This is a genomic window from Jejubacter calystegiae, assembly GCF_005671395.1.
Taxonomy (GTDB): domain Bacteria; phylum Pseudomonadota; class Gammaproteobacteria; order Enterobacterales; family Enterobacteriaceae; genus Jejubacter; species Jejubacter calystegiae.
This window is the reverse complement of sequence record NZ_CP040428.1, coordinates 2,110,306-2,131,637: the sequence shown is the minus strand read 5'-3', so window position 1 is coordinate 2,131,637 and position 21,332 is coordinate 2,110,306. Positions and strand designations below refer to the sequence as shown.

Below are 21,332 nucleotides of genomic sequence, written 5' to 3'. Positions count from 1 at the left end.
CTATTATGTTGCGCCCGTTTTTTGGGGAAGTTAACGAAGGAGGTTTCCGCCAGTGAGCGATAACAAGCTGTGGCATGAAACGCTGCATGACCATTTTGGTCAGTACTTTAGCGTCGATAACGTGCTTTACCATGAGAAGACCGAACATCAGGATCTGGTCATTTTCGAAAACGCGGCCTTTGGCCGGGTAATGGCGCTGGACGGCGTGGTGCAGACCACCGAGCGCGACGAATTTATCTATCATGAAATGCTGACTCACGTTCCGCTGCTGGCCCATGGCCACGCGAAACGGGTGCTGATTATCGGCGGCGGCGACGGCGGTATGCTGCGCGAAGTCTGCCGTCATAGCAGTCTGGAAAGCATCACCATGGTGGAAATCGACGCCGGCGTGGTCTCTTTCTGCCGTCAGTACCTGCCCAAACACAGCGCAGGCAGCTACGACGATCCGCGCTTTAATCTGGTCATTGATGACGGCGTTAACTTTGTCAACAGCACGACGCAGACCTTCGATGTGATTATCTCTGACTGTACCGATCCCATCGGTCCGGGCGAGAGCCTGTTCACTTCGGCCTTCTATGAAGGGTGCAAACGCTGCCTGAACCCGGGTGGTATTTTTGTGGCCCAGAACGGCGTCTGCTTCCTGCAGCAGGACGAAGTCCTCGACAGTCATCGCAAACTGAGCCACTACTTTAAGGATGTGAGTTTCTACCAGGCGGCGATTCCGACCTACTACGGCGGCATCATGACCTTTGCCTGGGCGACCGACAACGAAGCGCTGCGTCATCTGCGTCCCGACACCATTCAGGCACGGTTCCACAGCGCCGGTATCCGCTGCCGCTATTACAATCCGGCGATCCATTCGGCAGCTTTCGCTCTGCCGCAGTATCTACAAGATGCCCTGTCCGGACAGGCATCCTAAGGGGGTGGACCAAATTGAAAAAACTCAAACTGCATGGCTTTAACAACCTGACCAAAAGCCTGAGTTTTTGCATTTACGACATCTGTTACGCTAAGACGGCAGAGGAGCGTGACGGCTATATCGCCTATATCGATGAGCTGTATAACGCTAACCGTCTTACCGAAATACTGACCGAAACCTGCTCCATCATCGGCGCCAATATTCTGAATATCGCGCGTCAGGATTATGAGCCGCAGGGGGCCAGCGTCACTATTCTGGTGAGCGAAGAGCCCGTAGACCCCAAACTGATTGACCCGAGCGAACGTCCCGGCCCGCTGCCGGACGCCGTCGTGGCCCACCTCGATAAGAGCCATATTTGCGTGCACACCTATCCGGAAAGCCATCCGGAAGGCGGGCTCTGCACCTTCCGTGCCGATATCGAAGTTTCAACCTGCGGCGTGATTTCCCCGCTTAGCGCGTTGAACTATCTGATTCACCAACTGGAATCCGATATCGTCACCGTCGACTACCGGGTAAGGGGATTTACCCGCGACGTGAATGGCATGAAGCACTTTATTGACCACGAGATCAATTCGATTCAGAACTTTATGTCCGACGACATGAAAGCGCTGTATGACATGGTTGATGTCAACGTCTACCAGGAAAACATCTTCCACACCAAAATGCTGCTGAAGGAGTTCGACCTGAAGCACTATATGTTCCACACCAAACCGGAAGATTTAACTGAGGAAGAGCGTCAGACCATTACCGATCTGCTATGGAAAGAGATGCGCGAGATCTACTACGGACGCAATATTCCGTCGGTCTGAAGCCATCTCGTTGAATCAATGCCGGTAAATTACCGGCATTTTTTATGCCATCAGGATAGCGATGCACCGCCACATATCACCATCTCCTGGCCAGTAACCGGCGCCGCGTCCTCTCCCAGTAGCCAGGCCGTTAAGGATGCCACCTCCTGCGGCTTAATCAGTCTGCCGATGGGCGGCACCCGTACCGATGCGCTTTCCCGGCCAGGGGCGTGCAGCATTGGCGTTTGCGTGGCGCCAGGCGCAACCACATTCACCGTAATCCCCTTCTGAGCCAGTTCCGCTGCCCAGCTTCTGACCATCCCCACCAGCGCAGCTTTGGTCGCAACATATTGTGAGCGACCAGCCGCCCCTCTTGAGGTTCGGCTACCAACAATTACGATGCGCCCGCCAGCCGACATACGGGGGGCAAAAAAGTTGACCAGCATTTCCGCTCCCCCGACATGCAACTGCCACAGACGCTGGCTTACCACCGGATCCAGTTCCCCCAGCGGCGCGGCCGCCATCATTCCAGCCGCGTGGATAAGCGCATCTGGCACCGGAAGTTCGGGTAATAGCGCCTGGAGTCGCACACTATCGCTAAGGTCAACACTGATGCTGTCAAATAACGTCTCATCCCGAACAACCGGGGTACGGCTCAGGCCGGTAACCCGCCAACCGTCGGCCAGCAGGCGGTTGACAACCGCCTCTCCAATCCCGGAGCTGGCACCGGTCACAATCGCATGACGCATTTATCCCCCCAGTTTGCTTAGCGGTACTTTAAATACGGCTTTGCGGACCGTTTGCGGCTCGCCAACGGCACAGAGCGCCTGGTGAGGCTCGCCGGGGAAGAAAACCGCAAAATCTCCCGGATCTAAGGTGATGCACACGTTATGCCGCGCATTAGCGGTAATAAACAGATCCGGTTTACGCTCTTCATCGGCCGGGTCCGGGACCGGTAACGTACCGACATGAATGATTTCGGCACCTTCCAGCATGACCTGAATGTCGGCCCACTGACGATGATATTCGGTATGACGCAAAGAGACCGGTTGTGTGGTTGCCGGACCAATGGTGCAATACCAGTCAGCGCCTTCGGGCTGCCAGCGGCCATCTTCCCGCGCCCGCAACGCCTCGAAATGACAGCGAGGGTCGCCAAGAATCTCCCGTAAATACGCCGATAAGCCTGCGACGGGAAGCGCTTTTAGCTGACCAATAATCATCACTCCGCCCCCTGAATCCATTCGGGAGAGATGCGCACATACTTAATCGCCTGCCTGAAATACGTATAGGCGATATGCAGCTGGCCGTCCTCCCCCTGTTTAATGCTGGGATAGGAAAATTCACGGTTGAGCTTATCCTGAGAGTTATTGGTCATGCAGTAACCATCACCCTCATCAAGATTGCGCTGCCAGGGCCAGGTTTTACCGCCATCGGGGGAAAGCGCGACGGTCATCGGCGCCCGGGGGGCTCCCCAAAATGCCGTGCGCCCATCGGTTACCGTCGGCTCCTTACGGCTGTCATCGCCATCATCAATTTCATCATACAGCGATGCACGGCGCTCCGGCGCCCCTGCTGCACTCATATGATTGAAAACCAGTGCCAGCTTGCCATCCTGTAGCGTCGTGACCTGAATGGAAGAGTTATTATTGGGCAATGAGGTCGGCTCAGGCACAGACCAGCTTTCACCGCTATCATCAGAACGGCTCAGGTAAATATTATCGGCCCAGCGGCTGCGGAACAGTGCAACCAGAGTACCGTCCGCCAGCGGCGTAATATTCATATGAACACAGCCCAGGCTTTCAGGAACTTCCACATCCCGCCAGCTTTTTCCGTTATCAGCAGAAATTTTGACTGCGCTAATATCATCATTACCGACCCATTTTTCACCCGGCTGAGTACGACAATAGAAAACGGGCAGTAACCAGTTACCATTGTTCAACACAGTCACCGGCTGGCGAATAAAAGTGCCTGGTTTATCGAGCAGTGTCGCAATATCCCCCCAGGTTTTGCCCATATCCTGCGACTGACGATAGCGCACAATAGCGGTATCCTGATTACCGGAGATTTGCGCAGTCCACATCAGCCACAGGACATTATCAGGCGCGAGAAACAATACCGGATTCTGCTCCGAACGTTCCGGGTCACAGGAAAGTTTTACGGCATCACTCCAGCGATCGCCGCCAACCCCCAGCCGCGAACCCCAGACCGAGATGTCGGCAATGCCTTCCTGGGTGCCGCCAAACCAGACGCACATCAGAGAGCCGTCCGGCAGCGGCAGAATATTGGCCGCATGATTCTGTGGACATTCCGAGGGTAACATCGCAGTCATCACCGCGTTATCCTGTCCCTGTGAATGAAGAACGCCATCGCGATTTACGGTTACAGTCATTTTAAACTCCAATATTTTTAACGTGACCCGGGGCTTTATATTCCGCTTTATTGGGGATCAAACGATCGATACCCATAATTAATGCCGGGGTGAGCAGCGCGATATACATATTATTAATACCAAAGGGATCGCCCAGCAGATACCAGACAGAGGTCACCACACAGGCGCCGAGCAGTGCGCAGTTGGCGCCACGAGCGCTCTTAAAGAAAGGGGCATAGAAAGCGATAATGGCGACCACGGTAATCGACAGGCGGATAGCGCGGGTAAAGAAGGAAAGTTTAAGCACCTCCGGCACCAGCAGCACAAAGATTAACGGCAGGAAGCCGATGAACAGCGATATCCAGCGGGTGGCTTTAAATTCCTGTTCCGGCGTGGGGTTGCGCATCGGTACATAGAAGTCCTTCACCACCAATGACGCAATCGCCAGCGCCACCGTACTGACGCTGACAAAGATAGAGGCCACCAGCGATGTCGTGACCAGACCGGCCATCCACGGGTTCATATCCTGCAGGAAAACCGGCATGGCATACAGGCTATTAATTTCCGGGTGCAGGTATTTCGCCGCCACGCCAATAATGGCGATAGCAAAGGCTATCGGCAGACAGAAGAAAAAGGCGACCCAGGTTGAACGCTTTGCCGATTTTACATCCCGGGTAGATGAGATAGCCTGAATAACAAACTGGGTGCAGAAAATGGAGCCAATCGTCCCGATAAGCCAGGCAATAATAGTACTGATGCCGATATTGCCGTCCCAGGTCCAGTAGAACTCCGGCATTTTTTCGATCATCGGACTAAAGCCACCGGTTTTCGACAAGGCAAATCCCAGGATAACCAACAATCCAATATATTTCAGGGCGCTATGCAGCATCGTCACCCATGCCACCCCTTTCATCCCACCAAAGGCAAAATAGAAGGTACTGACAATGGCGGTGATAAAGGCAGCGACCGGTAAATTCACCTGTAATACCGTTGATATCGCCGCGGCCCCGCTCACGTAGTTACCGACGTTAACCAGCAACAGGGCATAAATCATAATGACCGAGATAATATTTTTGGTGCTGTTGCCATATTTCTCTGCAATCGCCCCGGAAATCGTAATTTTACCGGTGCTGTAAACCCGCTTAACCAGTATCAACCCGAATAACGGGAAGCCAATGGCGGCGCCAAGCACCGACCAGGAAGCAGCAATACCACTTTCGAAAGCGGCCTGAGCCGTACCGATGGTGGATTTGGCGCCGATATATTCAGACATTAAAAGGATACCGACAATAAAAGCCGGCATGGCGCGAGACCCTTCCATAAAATCACCCGAGTTTTTACTTCGGATACGGAAAGTCAGCCATGTGGTAAAAATAATATAGGCAATAACGATTCCGACAATAATCAGGGTATCTTCAGCGGTAAATGTGTTCATCTTTACCTCTCTTATCAAGGCGTACCGATCCTACGCGCCGGAAGGGGCACGCAGAATGCTTGTGATGATTTAACAACCTTATTCGTGGGCAATATTCGCAATGAGCTGGCGAATAACGCTTTCCTGTTGCGGGCTAAATTCAACGGCGTAACGACTTTCGCCAACGGCATAACCCATAAGCTGTAATGCTTTTTTGACTGCCGCAGGAGAGAACGCCACCTGGTAAAGCTCACTACGTAGCTGCGTCACGCTCTCCTGCGCCTGACGGGAGCCATCAATATCCCCCGCTTTATAGCGCGACCAGATGGAATTTATCGCCTTCGGCGCTACATTTGCCAGCCCGGAAATACAGGCGGAGCAGCCCTCTACAAATCCCTGATGAATAAGCGAATCCGGGCCATTTAACACATCAAAATCGTCGATATCCTTTACCGCATTAAGAAAACCGCTCAGGCTTTGATAGCTTCCGGCGCTATCTTTAATACCGATGATATTCGGGTGTGCCGCCAATATTCTCGCCGTCTCTGGCTCAATCGTATTTCCAGTGCGCGCCGGGATGTTATAAAGAAACAGGGGCACGGTCAGCGCATCGGCAATGGACGTATAATGGGCGATTAACTCCTGTTGCTGCAGTGGAACGAAATAAGGCGTAATCACCGATACCGCGTCCACGCCCAGTTTTTCAATCTGCTTTCCCAGACGGATGGTCTCGCGCGTGGATATCTCACCAATGTGAGCCACCACATGAGCCTGCCCTGCGACTTCATCGACGCAGGTTTGAGTCACGGTCACTTTCTCCTTTTCATTAAGCACAAAAAATTCACCGTTAGTACCACCGCAAAAGATACTGTTTCCTGCCTGCCGCTGTCGGGTAATCTGCTCCTTTAGCGCTTTCAGATTCAGCGCACCTTCGCTGTCAAACGGGGTCACAATAGCGGTCAGTACACCGTCGATTTTGTTACTCATTTTCACTCCCTGTGTATTCGCGGGTGGGGAAAAGCGTTTGATAGATGGCCTGGACATCGTGGTGATTCACCTGGCAAGGGGCATTGTTCATCAAACGCTTCACATTGAGTGCGGCTTCGGCGAGTTCCGGAATATCCGTGACGGGGACGCCCAGCGTCGCAAGGTTATCCGGCAGGTCGAGGCGTTTGACCAGCCCGGAAAAATAGTCCACCAGCGCGATGGATTTATCTGCAACAGAGAGAGTGTGGTCAGCATCAGGCAGCAGATCCCAGACCTGAGCAAATTTATCGACAGCCCAGGGACGTATCACTTTCATGCAGGGGGCCAGCAGAATGGCATTGGCGACGCCATGGGGCAGATGATATTTACCGCCCAGCGGATAAGACAGAGCATGCACCAGATGGGTACCGGCATGATTGATGGCGACCCCGCCGTACCAGGACGCCCAGAGCATCTCGAGTCTGGCCAGCCGGTTTTCCGGCTCATTCACCGAAGTTTCGATATGAGTCAGCAGCTTCTTCAGCCCGATAAGCGCCGCATTATCACTCACCGGATTCGCGACAGTGGCTGTAAAACACTCAATCAGGTGACACAGCGCATCAATCCCGGTAGACGAAGCGATATGTGAGGGCATGCTGGCGGTAAGTTCGGGCAACAGGGCCACATAGTCCGGCAGCAGCACCGGAGAAATAATGCCCACCTTGGTATTTTGTTCAGGGATCGCCAGAATGGCGTTAGGCGTGGCTTCCGAGCCGGTACCTGCCGTGGTCGGAATCAGTAATGACGCCACGCGCTGCTGAGGTTTTTCACCGGCCAGCATGGCTTCCAGCCTGGGGGTGGTCGGATGGCAGAGCACGGAAAACAGTTTTGCCACATCCAGTACGCTTCCCCCGCCGATGCCAACCACCATATCGACGTCGGCATCGCCCAGGCCGTTGATGATGCCGTTAACATCACGATGGCTCGGCTCCGCAGGCACAGTATCGACCACCGTGATATCACGACCGTCGGCTGCCAGTAATTCCCTGATCTGCGCAACCAGCGGCAGCTTTATCATGTTTGCGTCAGTCACCAGCAAAATCTGGCGCCTGCCGGCCACCAGCGGTTCGAGCGCAAAAACGGATGCCGGGCCGGCTATCACGGTGCTGTTAATCGTTGCCACAATATTCTCCTGTCTGTTTGATTGAACTCGCTCATAACAAGTTCATCACAATCGCATCATGGCGTAACTTTATAGTTTATCTCTTGACCGAATAAATTGAACTTGCTCACATTTAATCAAATGTGATTGAATATAATCAAATCTGAAATATGATGATCCGGAGCTGGGATGGACACAAAACTCACAACGCCTCAAATCGTAGTGATTGCCGATGACTTTACCGGTGGTAATGATGCGGGCGTCAGCCTGGCGTGCACCGGTTTGCGGGTCGATGTCGCTTTTGAACTGCCCTATCACGGCAATGCCGATGTGCTGGTGGTGAACAGCGATAGCCGGGCGCTTGCCGCACGGCACGCCGCTTCACGCATTGAGGCGCTGGTTCATGATTGCTACAGCAATCCACATCAGCTACTGCTGAAGAAGATAGATTCCACGCTGCGTGGCAATCCAGGCGCAGAGCTGGAAGCAATGATGCTATCGACCGGAAAACAGCTGGCGATTGTCGCCCCGGCCTTTCCTGATGCAGGACGCACAACAGTACAGGGGCAATGCCTGATAAACGGCGTTCCCGTCACGGAAACCGAATTTGCCAGCGACCCGAAAACCCCGGTCGCCAGCGCCGATATCGGCCTGCTATTGCAGGCGCAAACGACGATTCCCTGCCAGTCGATGTCGCTGAGCCAGTTTAGCCACAGGCTGAACCAGTATGCGTCGGATGGCCCGGAAATTTGGGTGGTGGATGCGCAGACCGATGGCTGCCTGGATACCATCGCCACCCAGGCTCTGGCGCAAAAGGAGCGCCCGTTACTGGTGGGCTCTGCGGGAATTTGCCAGGCGCTGGCGCGGCAGCACGTAAATACTTCGCCACGTTGTTTACTGGCGATGGTGGGTTCAATGAGCGAAGTCGCGCAACGACAAATCGCCACCGTCTGCCGAAACGCCAGAGCGGAGAGCCTGGTCATTGATATTGAAAATGTCCTTTGCGGTTCGCCGACGCATTACCTGCAGCAGATTATAAACATTCTGTCATCCGGTCGGCACTGTATTGTCCATACCTGTCCGGATCGTGAAGCACGCCATCGGATCCCCGGGCTTTGCGCACGCTGGCAGCTGACTCGCCCCCAGCTTGGCGAAAAAGTTTGCCATTTTTTGGGAACCCTGACGCGCCAGGTCCTTGAGGCTGTCACACCCGACGCGCTGTATCTGTCAGGGGGAGATGTCGCCTCTGCAGTTGCCGGAGCACTGGGGGCCAGGGGATTCAGGATCACCGGCTGCGTCGCACAGTGCGTGCCGTACGGTCGCTTTGCTGGCGGCCTCTGGCAGCGTCCGGTGATGACGAAAGCGGGAGGATTTGGCGACGAGGCCACCTTACTTCAGGTACTGAATTTTATTGAGGAGAGATGAGTGAATAATATCATTGCTGTTACTATGGGTGACCCTGCCGGCATCGGCCCGGAAATCATTATCAAATCGCTGGCGGAAGGCGAGCTTTCTGGCTCGCCGGTGGTGGTGGTCGGATGCGCGCAAACGCTACGGCGGTTGCTGGCGCTGAACATCACGCCACAGGTAGAGTTACGGATTATCGATGATGTCGCCCAGGCCCAATTCTCCCCAGGCGTCATCCACGTGATAGACGAAGCGCTGGCCGACCCCGGGTCGTTAAAGCCCGGCGTGGTACAGGCGCAGGCTGGCGATCTGGCGTATCGCTGTATTAAACGCGCCACGGCGCTGGCCCTGGCAGGGAAAGTCAGCGCGATCGCCACCGCGCCGCTCAATAAAGAGGCGTTACACCTGGCCGGGCATCACTATCCCGGACATACCGAGCTGCTGGCCCATCTGACCGACAGCAAAGACTACGCCATGGTTCTGTACACCGATAAACTGAAAGTCATCCACGTCACCACCCACATCGCTTTGCGCAAATTCCTTGATACGCTAAGCGAAGAGCGGGTAAAAACCGTAATTCAGATAGCCGACAGCTTCCTGCGGCGCGTCGGTTATCAGGATCCGCGTATTGCGGTCGCAGGGGTCAATCCCCATGCCGGGGAAAACGGCCTGTTCGGTGATGAAGAGATCAAGATTGTCGGGCCTGCCGTAGAAGCCATGCGGGCTAAAGGGCTGAATGTCGCCGGTCCGTGCCCACCCGATACGGTGTTCATGCAGTGCCATGAAGGGATGTACGATATGGTGGTCGCGATGTATCACGATCAGGGCCATATTCCGCTAAAATTACTGGGATTTTATGACGGAGTGAATATCACTGCCGGATTACCCTTTATCCGCACCTCAGCGGATCACGGTACGGCATTTGATATTGCCTGGACAGGCAAGGCCAGGTCTGAAAGCATGGCCGTGTCTATCCAGTTAGCGATGCAAATTACGCGGGATTAAAAATGAAAGGATATAACCGGTTAGAACAGATCATGGATTACCTGAAAGGGCAAAATCTGGTCACAGTAGAGCAATTAGTGGCGGTCACTCAGGCTTCCCCGGCAACCATTCGCCGGGACCTGATTAAGCTCGATCAAGAAGGCGTTATCAGCCGTACCCATGGCGGCGTGACGCTTAACCGGTTTATCCCTTCTCAGCCGACCACGCATGAAAAAATGCAGCGTAATATCGTGGAAAAACGCGCCATCGCCAGGGCGGCGGCGGGTCTGGTTAAGGCCGGAGATACCATCGTGCTGGATGCCGGCACCACCATGATGGAACTGGCCCGCCAGTTGACACATCTGACGCTGCGGGTCATTACCAGCGATCTGCGCATCGCGCTGTTTCTCTCGGAATTTAAGCAGATAGAAGTGACGATTATTGGTGGGCGTATCGATGAGAGCAGCCAGTCCTGTATTGGCGAGCATGGTCGTAAGCTGCTACAGAATATCTGGCCGGATATTGCATTTTTAAGCTGTAACGGCTGGGACATCGAAAAAGGGATTACGGCGCCCACGGAAGAAAAGGCGGGGTTAAAACGCGATCTGATAGCCAATGCCAGACGCCGGGTGCTACTGGCAGACAGCTCAAAATATGGCGCATGGTCGCTGTTTAATGTCGCCCATCTGAATTCTCTGACCGATATCGTGACGGATGCGCAACTGGAAGAGAGCATCCGTGAACAACTGGCTCAGATGCCCAGCCAGTTAATCATTTCCGATCATTAAACGTCAGGACAGCAGCGGGAAGAGCCGGGGAGTACGCCCCCGGCCTGACAGAGGTGAAAAAAGCGGGACTAACGCCCCATCACAAACTGTCGGTAAGCGCACAGCACCTGAAGAAAGTCCTCGACCCGAGACTGTAATTAAAATTGTGTAATTGCCTGTTTTTGATATGTTCACTCCAACAACGGAGACAGGCAAATTATGGACGAGAAGAAACTTAAAGCCCTCGCAGCTGAGCTGGCCAAAGGCCTCAAAACTGAGGCCGACCTCAATCAGTTTTCCCGCATGCTCACGAAGCTGACCGTTGAAACGGCACTCAATGCAGAGCTGACTGACCACCTCGGGCACGAGAAAAACGCCCCTAAAACCGGCACCAACACCCGCAACGGCTATTCTTCAAAAACGCTGCTGTGCGACGACGGTGAAATCGAGATGAACACGCCGCGCGACCGGGAAAATACCTTTGAGCCTCAGCTGATTAAGAAGAATCAGACGCGTATCACGCAGATGGACAGCCAGATTTTGTCCCTGTACGCCAAGGGGATGACCACACGGGAAATCGTCGATACGTTCAAAGAGATGTACGATGCTGATGTGTCACCTGCCCTGATTTCAAAAGTCACGGATGCAGTTAAAGAGCAGGTCGCCGAATGGCAGAATCGCCAGCTGGATGGACTCTATCCCATTGTTTATATGGACTGTATTGTTGTTAAGGTTCGCCAGAACGGCAGCGTGATTAACAAAGCGGTGTTCCTGGCGCTGGGCATCAATACCGAAGGCCGGAAAGAGCTTCTGGGGATGTGGCTGGCTGAAAATGAAGGTGCAAAGTTCTGGCTGAACGTGCTGACGGAACTTAAAAATCGCGGCCTTCAGGACATCCTGATTGCCTGCGTGGATGGCCTGAAGGGCTTCCCGGATGCGATAAACAGCGTCTATCCGCAGACTCACATCCAGCTGTGCATCATCCACATGGTGCGTAACAGCCTGAAATACGTGGCGTGGAAAGACTACAAAGCGGTCACGGGCGGGCTGAAAGCCGTTTATCAGTCCCCCACAGAAGCTGCCGCGCTGATGGCACTGGATGCGTTCGCAGAAGAATGGGATGACAAATATCCGCAAATCAGCAAAAGCTGGCGTGCGCACTGGGAAAACCTCAATACGTTCTTCGGCTATCCGGCTGACATCCGAAAAGCTATCTACACGACGAATGCCATCGAATCGCTGAACAGCGTTATCCGTGCCGCCATAAAGAAACGCAAGGTGTTCCCGACGGATGACTCGGTGCGGAAGGTGGTGTATCTGGCAATCCAGTCGGCATCGAAAAAATGGAGCATGCCGATCCAGAACTGGCGGCTGGCGATGAGCCGTTTTATTATTGAGTTCGGTGACCGCCTGAGCGATCACCTTTAACACGATGGCAGTTAGTCGGATAAGAGAGCCACATTTCTGCGACTCCCTCTCCTCAGAACCGTGCGTGCAGGTTTCCCCGCACACGGCTCAGGCCTTCACAAAGCCAGATAAATTCCTGACCCGGCAACTTCCTCTTGTGGAGGATATTTCCGCATTCTCTCTTTAAAGTAATCGACGTATTCCACATCGTAAGGATTGGCGGCTGAACGGATTTGTCTGTGACGCCTGATGGGTGTCGCAGAAGCCTGTTTCAGGTTGATACCCCTGACTTCGCCGTTTTTCGTGCGCCAGACCGAGTGAAAGATCCAGCGACGCAGCCCTCTGCTACCAAAATACTTTCGGTAAAGCCAACGCTTTGATTTCTTGCCGTGTTTCCGCCTTATCATGCGATAAAGAGCCCAGAAAATGGCAGTGTCGATTTTACTGAAGACCGCTTTTGCCACAACATGCCGATAATAGTTTACCCAACCCATTATTCTACGATTGAGCAGACCTATTAGTGCTACTGTGGGCAGAGCTATACTGACCTTAATCTCTTTTCGAATAACGTTCAGGAAAGATTTGATACTGCTTTTCGCTGGTTTTATCAGCAGTTTCCTGCCGTATTTACGAATATTAAAACCAAGAAAATCAAATCCCTGTGATATCGAAACGATCGCGGTTTTTTCTTCAGACAGTGTCAGCCCTCTTTCCCGCAAGAATGTCTTTACCGCCGGTTTGATCCTGTTTTCCAGTAGCTCTTTCGAACTTCCGGTTATCACAAAATCATCGGCGTACCTGACCATGTGAACCTTGTCGGCAGGTCTCGTCATGCTTTTCAGCATTGATTCCATACCGTCCAGAACACCGTTAGCCAGACAGGGGGAGATAATGCCGCCCTGCGGCGTTCCTGCTACAGTGGAGAAAAGCTGTCCTTTCTCAACAAAGCCTGCTTTCAGCCATTGTGCAAGTATCTTACGCTCGATGCGGAGATGCCTTAACATCCAGTCGTGGCTGATGTTATCAAAGCAGCCCTTAATATCCCCTTCGAGGATCCACTGTGCTGATGACCTTTGCGCCAGCACCACAAAACACCGTTCTATCGCGTCTGCGGCTGAGCGTTTTGGTCGAAAACCATACGAATGGTGATCGGCTGTGTTTTCAGCCACGGGTTCTGTTGCTAACAGAAAGAGTGCCTGCATGGCGCGATCATGCATAGTGGGGATCCCCAACGGCCTTGTTTTACCGTTCTTTTTGGGAATATGTATACGTCGTAAAGGTCGTGCCCGATAGCCCCGGCAGGACAACTCCATAGCCGCATGCCACTTTTGCTGCGGATTTATCCATCGCGTTCCGTCTATACCCGGCGTGTTACGTCCCCGGTTCGATGTCACGCGCCTTACAGCCAGCAGTTTCGCCTGATGGGATCGGGTGAGAAGCCGCTGGAGCACACGCACTTTAGTCCAGCGCTGTGCTTTGGTTGCCTTAGCGATACGCATCTGAAAGCGAAATACATCATCCTCAGCCTGTTGCCAGTCAATTGATGACCACAGAGATGATGCTGAAGGTGCACCGCACTGGCTTCTGGCCTGTTGCGTCATTTGCATTCCCTCATAATGTCGATTTTCCAGACTTTCTCGCCAGAGAAGACCCACCGGACGTCAGCCCCTTTTCAGGTCGGTAAAAAAAAAAAAAACCGTATATCGGTCATTACAACCGATCATTCGCTTCTTCCGGCGTCCCGTTCCCGCACAACCATTGTTTGTCCTCACGAACTCACTACCTTGCGGAGTTGTACGGGGTTACCACGTTCCGTTCCTGTGACTCGAGGGGACAGGTCCCCCGCTAACACCGGCGATACAACACTCACGATACCCCATCTGTGAGAGGGCATACCTGCTCGCGTGCCTTTTGGCTGAAGCCTGACAGCCGCTTTGGCTCCTTAAGTATTACGATGCTTATCGGGGTTTGCTTATGCTGACCATGCCCTCATCCCTTGCGCCTTCACCGCCTGCGGCTGGCAGTTTCGGATTGAGCCTCACGGCTCGCTCTTACGGATAATCCGTGGCTACGTGGTCCCCGACGCTTTGAACCCTGAAATTACTCTCAACGCACAGCCGGGTAGGGAACTGCTGGTGAGACAGCAGGTTTCTTCACACTTATTACTACATACTGGCTGAAACAATCACAGGAACAGCCTCGTGTCGCACCACAGAATTATTTACAGGGTCCTCGACCCCGCACAGGGTCAGACTCTCTTCATCGTAGTCGCTCATCCCTTCTTCGATCTCGTCGCCAGAAAAGTCGAGCTGATTGGCCCGCACCCTTTTGATTTCTTGTTTAACCCTTGCAGTTGCCAGACCGCAAGGTGTTTTAACCAATCAAAAGGGGTTTATATAACTGAAAGCTTCACGGAACCCCCAGCCTGGCTGGGGGGTTTCTATATACAAAAAAGCCAGAGGCGTTGGCCTCTGGCTTAATGACACACATATTCCACGTGTTTCTTACGGCTTTATAATTTTGTCCACCGACTCAGCCAGTCAGAGGGAGCGGCTCTCCAATCAGTATTGTCATCACCTACCGTTACAGACGACTCACTATATGGATTACCGCAGATATACATAGTTACAGAAGATAATGATTCTTTAACCATTGGGGTCACTCCCTCCGAATCAGTTGTTCTCTTGAACACCAATGTATTAACATCCGAGTTCTGCCCGCCTCCCAGTTTTTTACTTTTAAAACACACTTCAATACCAGGAACCGCTTTCCCCAGACCATCCACCACATAAGCCTGAAACTCAGCAGTCATAAAAAAGCTGGTGTTGTACACCTTATATTGTGCAATATGCACCCACTTTTCATAGTCCACGGTGGTATTTTTGCCTGCATCACTATTGTTCAGCTGTGCCGTAAAACGGTAACTCCCTTGACCACCTGCCTCCAGGCCCGGTTTAATTTTCGCCGTTGATGACGCAATACCCTTTTCATTTGTTGTCCCGGACAGCGACATGTTCAGCCAGGTCAGATAATTACTGCTGAAGGTTACCGGTATTCCTGACAGAGGATTCCCGTACTTATCTGTCACCAACGCCTCCAGAGATACTGTCTCCCCTACCTGGGGTTTAGGCTTATCTGGCGTTAGCGACTGTATGGTCGCCGAGCTGGCGTCAACCTTATAAATCACCTCTTTTTCGATACGCTGATCATTCTCCAGCTGCGCTATCAGGGTATAGTTACCCATCGCTCCTTTTTCTTTTCCCCTGATAATCCGTGCGCTGGCTTTGGCGATACCCTGGGTATCCGTCTTACCACTATTATCGGACGTTACAACCATCAATACCGGAGAGCCACTGGAAAAATCCACCGTCACTCCCGACAACGGATTCTTATAAGCATCCGTTACCGTCGTCGTGAACGTTACAACTTCGCCGATATAAAGATTATCCTTATTCGGCGTAATGGGCCCCAGACGCGCACTGGCTGTATCAGCCTTATAGATCACCCCCATTTCAGCGTGCTGACCATTCGCCAGTGTCGCCGTCAGGGTATAGTTACCCATCGCGTTATATTCCTTACCTGCGGTAATCTTTGCGCTGGCTTTAGCAATTCCCTGAGTATCCGTCTTTCCGTCATTTTCGGGGGTGATTGTCATCCAGGCCGGATAGTCACTTGAGAAGCTCACCGCCACGCCTGACAGCGGATTCCCGTAGCTATCTTTTACCTTCGTGGTTAACGTCACGCTTTCACCAATGTGTGGATTGGTTTTATCCACGGTAATGGGATCCAGACGCGCACTGGCTGTATCAGCCTTATAGATCACCCCCATTTCAGCGTGCTGACCATTCGCCAGTGTCGCCGTCAGGGTATAGTTGCCCATCGCGTTATATTCCTTACCTGCGGTAATCTTTGCGCTGGCTTTCGCGATACCCTGAGCATCCGTCTTTCCGCCATTTTCGGGGGTGATTGTCATCCAGGCCGGATAGTTACTTGAGAAGCTCACCACCACACCTGACAGCACATTCCCGTAGCTATCTTTCACCTTCGTGGTTAACGCCACGCTCTCACCGATGTTCGGGTTGGCTTTATCCACGGTGATAGGCTCCAGACGCGCGCTATTTATATCTCCGGTAACCGGAGCCGTTTTATTACTGGATACGTACTGCCCCCAGGTTTCATTGATATTTTTAACACCAACCTGAACGAACACCTGCTTGCCGATATCACTGGACTGCAGGGTATAGGTCTCCCCGTTTGCCCCCGTGATCCACTCATCCTTGTGCATCCACTGATAGGTGTAGGTCAGCGGGCCACTGCCGTTATCCTGAGCCTTAATTTCCGGCTTCAACTGGCTGCCAACGCTGTTTCTTTCTGGAATGGTCACCGACCCGATAACCGGAATCCCACTAAGCAGTAACTGACCGCTTCCCGATTTATTGTTCGCCGTGGCCTTCACTTTCAGCGTACCGCCGATTTGCTTCACCTGTAGCGTTAGCTGACCGGTGCCCTCTCCATCGGTATGAGAATCCTTCGTCACTTCGCTGGCCAGTTCAGGAGTCTCAACCGTCCAGCCAATATTCACACCAGACAGCCCGAGCCCGTTTTTGTCCTTAGCCGTCATGGTAAAGACAACCTGCTTTTCGCCATCGGCGATGGTGGTTCCGCTTTCCGTCGTAACCTGTACCGAATCCACTGGCAGTGGCTGTTCGATAATGGTTTCTTCCTGATGGAATTCCCCAGCAGACACCGAGACTTTCAGCTCATGCACGGAAACCAGTCCGGTTTTGGCCTTCAGTTTAAGTTGTGCCTTACCGCTGTTATCCGTGGTCTCAATCCGCGCCACTTCGGTCACCCGATCGGGTTCTTCGATAACCCAGTTTACGGCCAGGCCCGGTACAGCCAGCCCGTTCGTATCCTGTGCCGTCGCGGTAAAAGTGACCACTTCGCTGGCATCTGCCACCACGTTATGCTTATCCGCTTCCAGATTCAGCTGGCTGACCGGCAGCGGCGCCAGGTTGATGCTCTGCTCGTCGCCATGACCATTTACCGTGGCCGTCACCTTCAACGTCTTCGCGGTGACCAGCCCGGTCTTCGCTTTCAGCGTCAGTTGCGCCTTACCCTCTGCGCCGGTCGTCTCAACCCGCGCCATTTCAGTGACCAGCCCCGGCTCGCTGACCGTCCAGCCCACCGTCTGGCCCGGCGTCGCCAGTCCGTTTTTATCCTGCGCCGTAACGGTAAAGGTCACTGCTTCGCTGGCATCCGCCGCAACGCTCTCTTTATCCGCTTTCAGTGCCACCAGGCTAACCGGCAGCGGCGCCAGGTTGATGCTCTGCTCATCGCCATGACCATTTACCGTGGCTGTTACCTTCAACGTTTTCGCGGTGACCAGCCCGGTCTTCGCTTTCAGCGTCAGTTGCGCCTTACCGTCTGCGCCGGTCGTCTCAACCCGCGCCGTTTCAGTGACCAGCTCCGGCTCGCTGACCGTCCAGCTTACCGTCTGGCCCGGCGTCGCCAGTCCGTTTTTATCCTGCGCCGTGACGGTAAAGGTCACCGCTTCACTGGCATCCGCCGCCACGCTCTCTTTATTCGCTTTCAGTGCCACCTGGCTTGTCGGCAGCGGCGCCAGGTTGATGCTCCGCTCATCGCCATGACCATTTACCGTTGCCGTCACCTTCAACGTCTTCGCGGTGACCAGCCCGGTCTTCGCTTTCAGCGTCAGCTGTGCCTTACCGTCTGCGCCGGTCGTCTCAATCCGTGCCGTTTCAGTGACCAGCCCCGGCTCACTGACCGTCCAGCCCACCGTCTGGCCCGGCGTCGCCAGTCCGTTTTTATCCTGCGCCGTAACGGTAAAGGTCACTGCTTCGCTGGCATCCGCCGCCACGCTCTCTTTATCCGCTTTCAGTACCACCAGGCTAACCGGCAGCGGCACCAGGTTGATGCTCTGCTCGTCGCCATGACCATTTACCGTTGCCGTCACCTTCAACGTCTTCGCGGTGACCAGCCCGGTCTTCGCTTTCAGCGTCAGTTGCGCCTTACCACTGGCATTGGTGGTTGCATCATGCTGCTCCGTCACCAGTGCCGAATCGCTAACGTCCCATTCAATGGCCTGATTCGCAACGGGGTTACCGCTCTTATCCAGGGCAATGGCCGTGAGTGTTACCGGCGTTTCACCGTCGGCATCAACGTTCTTACTGTCGGTTTCCAGCGTCACGCTATGCACGTCACCCACAACAATCTGCAACGGCTTCGACTGCTCCCCTACTCCCACCGTAATGGTCTGTGGCGCACTGTCAGGAATCGCGACCTGAGCGCTAACCCGCCCTTGCGCATCGCTGTTACCGCTGTCACTGCCCTCAACAAAGTGTCCGTTGCTAATTTTCCAGACGATCGCCTTATTACGGCTGGCAACCGGATTGTCGTATTGATCTTTCAGAACAGCGCTGACCTCCGCGCTACCGCTACCTGCAACCGCACTTTGCGGCACCTCAAGTTGCACTCCGCTCACTTCACCGGCCATCAGACGCAGCGGTTGAGCATCTACACGGCTTCCCTGTAATTCAGCCGAGACTTTCCACTCCGTTGCAGTGCTTGTTGGCGCCTCCAACTCAGCCGTCGATTCCCCTTTCTCATCCGTAGTGGCGTTTTCAACCACCACGCCGTTGCTCTTCCACACCAGCGGACTACCGGTAAGCGGCGCCCCGTCCTGATCGCTGGCCCGTACGGTAAATTTGTTGCGGCTGGCCACCACCACATCACCCACAGGCTGGGCCGTAACCGTCAGCTTTTCCGGGTGAGCAAACAGTACCCGCAGATCGAGTTTCTGCGATGCCACATTCGCCTGCATCGTACTTCCGGTGCTCGCCATCGGCGCCAGGGAGGCGATAGCTTCATCCTGACCATCTGCCACAATCCCGGAGATTTTTACCAGCGCTACGCCGTTGGCGTCGCTACGCACGCTATTGTTTTCCAGCGCACCCAGCGTGTTACGGCTTTGCCAGTAAACCTGCTGGTCCGCCAGTGGCTTACCCTCTTCGTCTACCACTCTGGCGGCCAGCAACATGCCCCCCTTAACGCCATTGTGGAACTTAATACTGCCATCAGGGCGAATTTCCCCCTGGGCCAGTAGGTGATCAATATAGATATCAGAGAGTATCGCCTGAGGCCCGGCTATCTCCCCCATTCCCGGTTTACCGGCAACGCCGTGCTTATTCACCGGGGTAACCTTAAATACCAGCGTCTTGTTCATATCGGTCGGGCGAACCCGATAGGTCATTGAGCCTTCCTGTACGACCTCACCGCTCTCTTTGTGGTACCAGCGCAGTTGCGTCTTTGCCTTTTCCTCGTCTTCACCTTCGTTATTGATATAGGTATAGCTGCCGGTCAGCTCACTATTGAGTTGCGCGCTGCCGTTAATCACCACATCGCTGACCGAAGGCGCGAAATCGCCAGGCTGGATCGTCAGACGATAGCGGGCACTACCCTGTACCGTACCGGATTGAATACCGGCATATTCCGTGGCAGTAATGGTCACTTCGCCACGGCGCAGCGGCGTCACCTGGCCGCTGGCGTCCACACTGGCATAAGCGACGTCGGAGCTGCTATAGACCACATGACCACCCCGGCCCCCTTTTACCTGATGGCTAAAAGGCACGCCAGCCTTCGCACTTTTTTCCGTCGGATCAAAATAAAGGCGCAGATCTTTCTCTTTCTGCTTATAGGCCAGCACAATATTGTTGTTACGTATGACAAATTCGGTACGCGACTGCATCAGCGACGGCATCGCCGAGGCGCTGGAGGCATCGAGCATCTGGGAAAGGGTACGGCCGAATTCCCATTTAAAATTCAGTCCCACCCTGGAATCATCGCGCTGGCCGCTAATCATGCGATGCTCCGCATTAATACCCACCAGAGGAACCGGCTGCCAGTTCATGCCCAGCGTCATGCCATAAGGGTTGCGACTCGCTTCGCTGCGGCTGCCCGTGACATCCACCTTATCGCCATACCACTGAAACCATCCGGCCTTCGCAGAAAGATGCTGCGATACCGCCATCTCGACGTTCATATCCCAGCCGCGGGCGGCGCGCTCATAGAGTTCATAACGAACCGGGGAGTCATTAAAGGTACTGTCCTTCGAATGGCGCCAGTCACTAACCGGCAGATAGTAGTTGACTGAGCCACGAATGCGATCGCTCCAGACCTCTCCGCCAAGGCCCATCCGGCTATGATGGCGGGTAATATCCTGGTCAAAAAACAGGTTACTCCCCACTATCAAATGGGAATTAAAAGTGTGGCGCCAGCCAATCCCGGCATTCAGGATATTGCGCTCATTCCAGCGGTGGGCGCTCATCTGGGTAAACAGGATATCGTCCTGCCATACGGCGATAGGCCAGAGGTAATCCATGCCAAAGTCACGCGAGGCATTTTTTCCCAGACCTGCACTGGCCGTCACCCGCGCTTTACCACCGGTACGGTTAAGCCAGTCTTCCACTTCCTGGGTTAGCGCGGCATCCACGCTGCTGCTTGCCGCATCACGCAATGCGTTTCCGGCACCGCTATGCTGGGCGCTACCCCATAATGCCGCCATTTTGTCACGCAGCGCATTATCGTCGGCAGCTAGCGGTGATGTCGTGCCGGCAATCTGGCGATCAGCGGGCACAATCACCCACTGACCGCGAAGCTCCGCCAGCCTGGCAGGCGCCTTCACATCACGATTCAGGTTACGCAACTGTTCAACAGAAAGACGATGTTTAAAGGCGATATCGCCCGGATCTTCGTTCTCACCGATAAATTGCAGCGTCACCGCCGGATAACGGCGGGTCGCGGCATTTTCATCGGGTAACAACAGCCACTCACCCAGCACCAGGCCGTAGGTCTGCGCCAGATTTTTCTGCCAGCCGGACAAATCGGTAATCTGGGGTGCCAGCTCACGCTGTACCGCCTGCCAGCTTTTGTCGTTTGCCTTATGATAAAGCACGTACCGATGGGCATTATCGCCCATCAGCTTATGCTGAGGGGTATTAGCGCGACTGGTAACGGGTATAGAGAACAAAATCAGAGAGAAGAGATAGTGCAACAGCGTTATCCAGCCGAATATACGCTGACGTATCACCAGGGCATCATGAGTCATTTGATTATTCCGAATAACCTAAT

Annotated in this window: 14 protein-coding genes and 1 pseudogene; 6 read left to right on the top strand and 9 right to left on the bottom strand. The window is 53.9% G+C overall.

Going from position 1 to position 21,332, the window contains the following annotated elements; translation table 11 throughout:
- Positions 1–52 precede the first annotated feature (52 nt).
- Together speE and speD are read left to right on the top strand one after the other, a co-directional pair.
- Positions 53–919, top strand: a complete 867-nt coding sequence (speE, locus tag FEM41_RS09795; protein ID WP_138095797.1) for a polyamine aminopropyltransferase — start codon at positions 53–55, stop codon at positions 917–919.
- 14 nt (positions 920–933) lie between these two features.
- On the top strand, positions 934–1,728 hold the full coding sequence (gene speD, locus FEM41_RS09790) for an adenosylmethionine decarboxylase (RefSeq protein ID WP_138095796.1): 795 nt from the start codon (positions 934–936) through the stop codon (positions 1,726–1,728).
- A gap of 50 nt (positions 1,729–1,778) precedes the next feature.
- On the opposite strand, the gene FEM41_RS09785 is transcribed toward speD, so the two are convergent.
- The 6 genes from FEM41_RS09785 to FEM41_RS09760 all read right to left on the bottom strand — a co-directional run bounded on the left by FEM41_RS09785 (position 1,779) and on the right by FEM41_RS09760 (position 7,638).
- A complete protein-coding gene (locus FEM41_RS09785) occupies positions 1,779–2,456 on the bottom strand; it encodes an SDR family NAD(P)-dependent oxidoreductase (protein WP_138095795.1) in 678 nt (225 codons plus the stop codon).
- Positions 2,457–2,927, bottom strand: coding sequence for a NanQ anomerase/TabA/YiaL family protein (locus FEM41_RS09780; RefSeq protein WP_138099156.1), 471 nt, complete (start codon positions 2,925–2,927; stop codon positions 2,457–2,459).
- On the bottom strand, positions 2,927–4,096 hold the full coding sequence (locus FEM41_RS09775; RefSeq protein ID WP_138095794.1) for a sialidase family protein: 1,170 nt from the start codon (positions 4,094–4,096) through the stop codon (positions 2,927–2,929). The genes FEM41_RS09780 and FEM41_RS09775 overlap by 1 nt, the downstream gene beginning before the upstream one ends.
- Before the next feature lies 1 nt (position 4,097).
- Positions 4,098–5,510 (bottom strand): sodium:solute symporter family protein, encoded by a 1,413-nt coding sequence (locus FEM41_RS09770; RefSeq protein ID WP_138095793.1) that lies wholly within the window; start codon positions 5,508–5,510, stop codon positions 4,098–4,100.
- A gap of 78 nt (positions 5,511–5,588) precedes the next feature.
- Positions 5,589–6,476 carry a dihydrodipicolinate synthase family protein gene (locus FEM41_RS09765; RefSeq protein ID WP_138095792.1) on the bottom strand — a complete coding sequence of 296 codons (888 nt, stop codon included), beginning with the start codon at positions 6,474–6,476 and terminating at the stop codon, positions 5,589–5,591.
- Complete coding sequence (locus tag FEM41_RS09760; protein WP_138095791.1) at positions 6,469–7,638, bottom strand: iron-containing alcohol dehydrogenase; 1,170 nt, start codon at positions 7,636–7,638, stop codon at positions 6,469–6,471. Before FEM41_RS09760 ends, FEM41_RS09765 begins: the two co-directional genes overlap by 8 nt.
- Before the next feature lie 168 nt (positions 7,639–7,806).
- Between FEM41_RS09760 and dtnK the strand changes: the two genes are divergently transcribed.
- The 4 genes from dtnK (at position 7,807) to FEM41_RS09735 (ending at position 12,203) form a co-directional block, all read left to right on the top strand.
- Positions 7,807–9,042 (top strand): D-threonate kinase, encoded by a 1,236-nt coding sequence (dtnK, locus tag FEM41_RS09755; protein ID WP_138095790.1) that lies wholly within the window; start codon positions 7,807–7,809, stop codon positions 9,040–9,042.
- On the top strand, positions 9,043–10,029 hold the full coding sequence (locus FEM41_RS09750; RefSeq protein WP_138095789.1) for a D-threonate 4-phosphate dehydrogenase: 987 nt from the start codon (positions 9,043–9,045) through the stop codon (positions 10,027–10,029).
- 2 nt (positions 10,030–10,031) lie between these two features.
- Positions 10,032–10,796: a DeoR/GlpR family DNA-binding transcription regulator gene (locus FEM41_RS09745; RefSeq protein ID WP_138095788.1), complete on the top strand. Its 765-nt coding sequence runs from the start codon at positions 10,032–10,034 to the stop codon at positions 10,794–10,796.
- A 198-nt stretch (positions 10,797–10,994) separates the two neighbouring features.
- Complete coding sequence (locus tag FEM41_RS09735; protein ID WP_138095786.1) at positions 10,995–12,203, top strand: IS256 family transposase; 1,209 nt, start codon at positions 10,995–10,997, stop codon at positions 12,201–12,203.
- Positions 12,204–12,298: 95 nt separating this feature from the next.
- On the opposite strand, the gene ltrA is transcribed toward FEM41_RS09735, so the two are convergent.
- From ltrA to FEM41_RS09720, 3 genes and pseudogenes are all read right to left on the bottom strand, one after another.
- The gene (gene ltrA / locus FEM41_RS09730) at positions 12,299–13,783 is read right to left on the bottom strand and encodes a group II intron reverse transcriptase/maturase (RefSeq protein WP_138095785.1); all 1,485 of its coding nucleotides are present in this window, start codon (positions 13,781–13,783) and stop codon (positions 12,299–12,301) included.
- Between the two features lie 564 nt (positions 13,784–14,347).
- Positions 14,348–14,506: pseudogene (locus FEM41_RS24860) on the bottom strand (YacL family protein); the annotation flags it as partial.
- 188 nt (positions 14,507–14,694) lie between these two features.
- Positions 14,695–21,309, bottom strand: coding sequence for an Ig-like domain-containing protein (locus FEM41_RS09720; protein ID WP_138095784.1), 6,615 nt, complete (start codon positions 21,307–21,309; stop codon positions 14,695–14,697).
- Positions 21,310–21,332 lie beyond the last annotated feature (23 nt).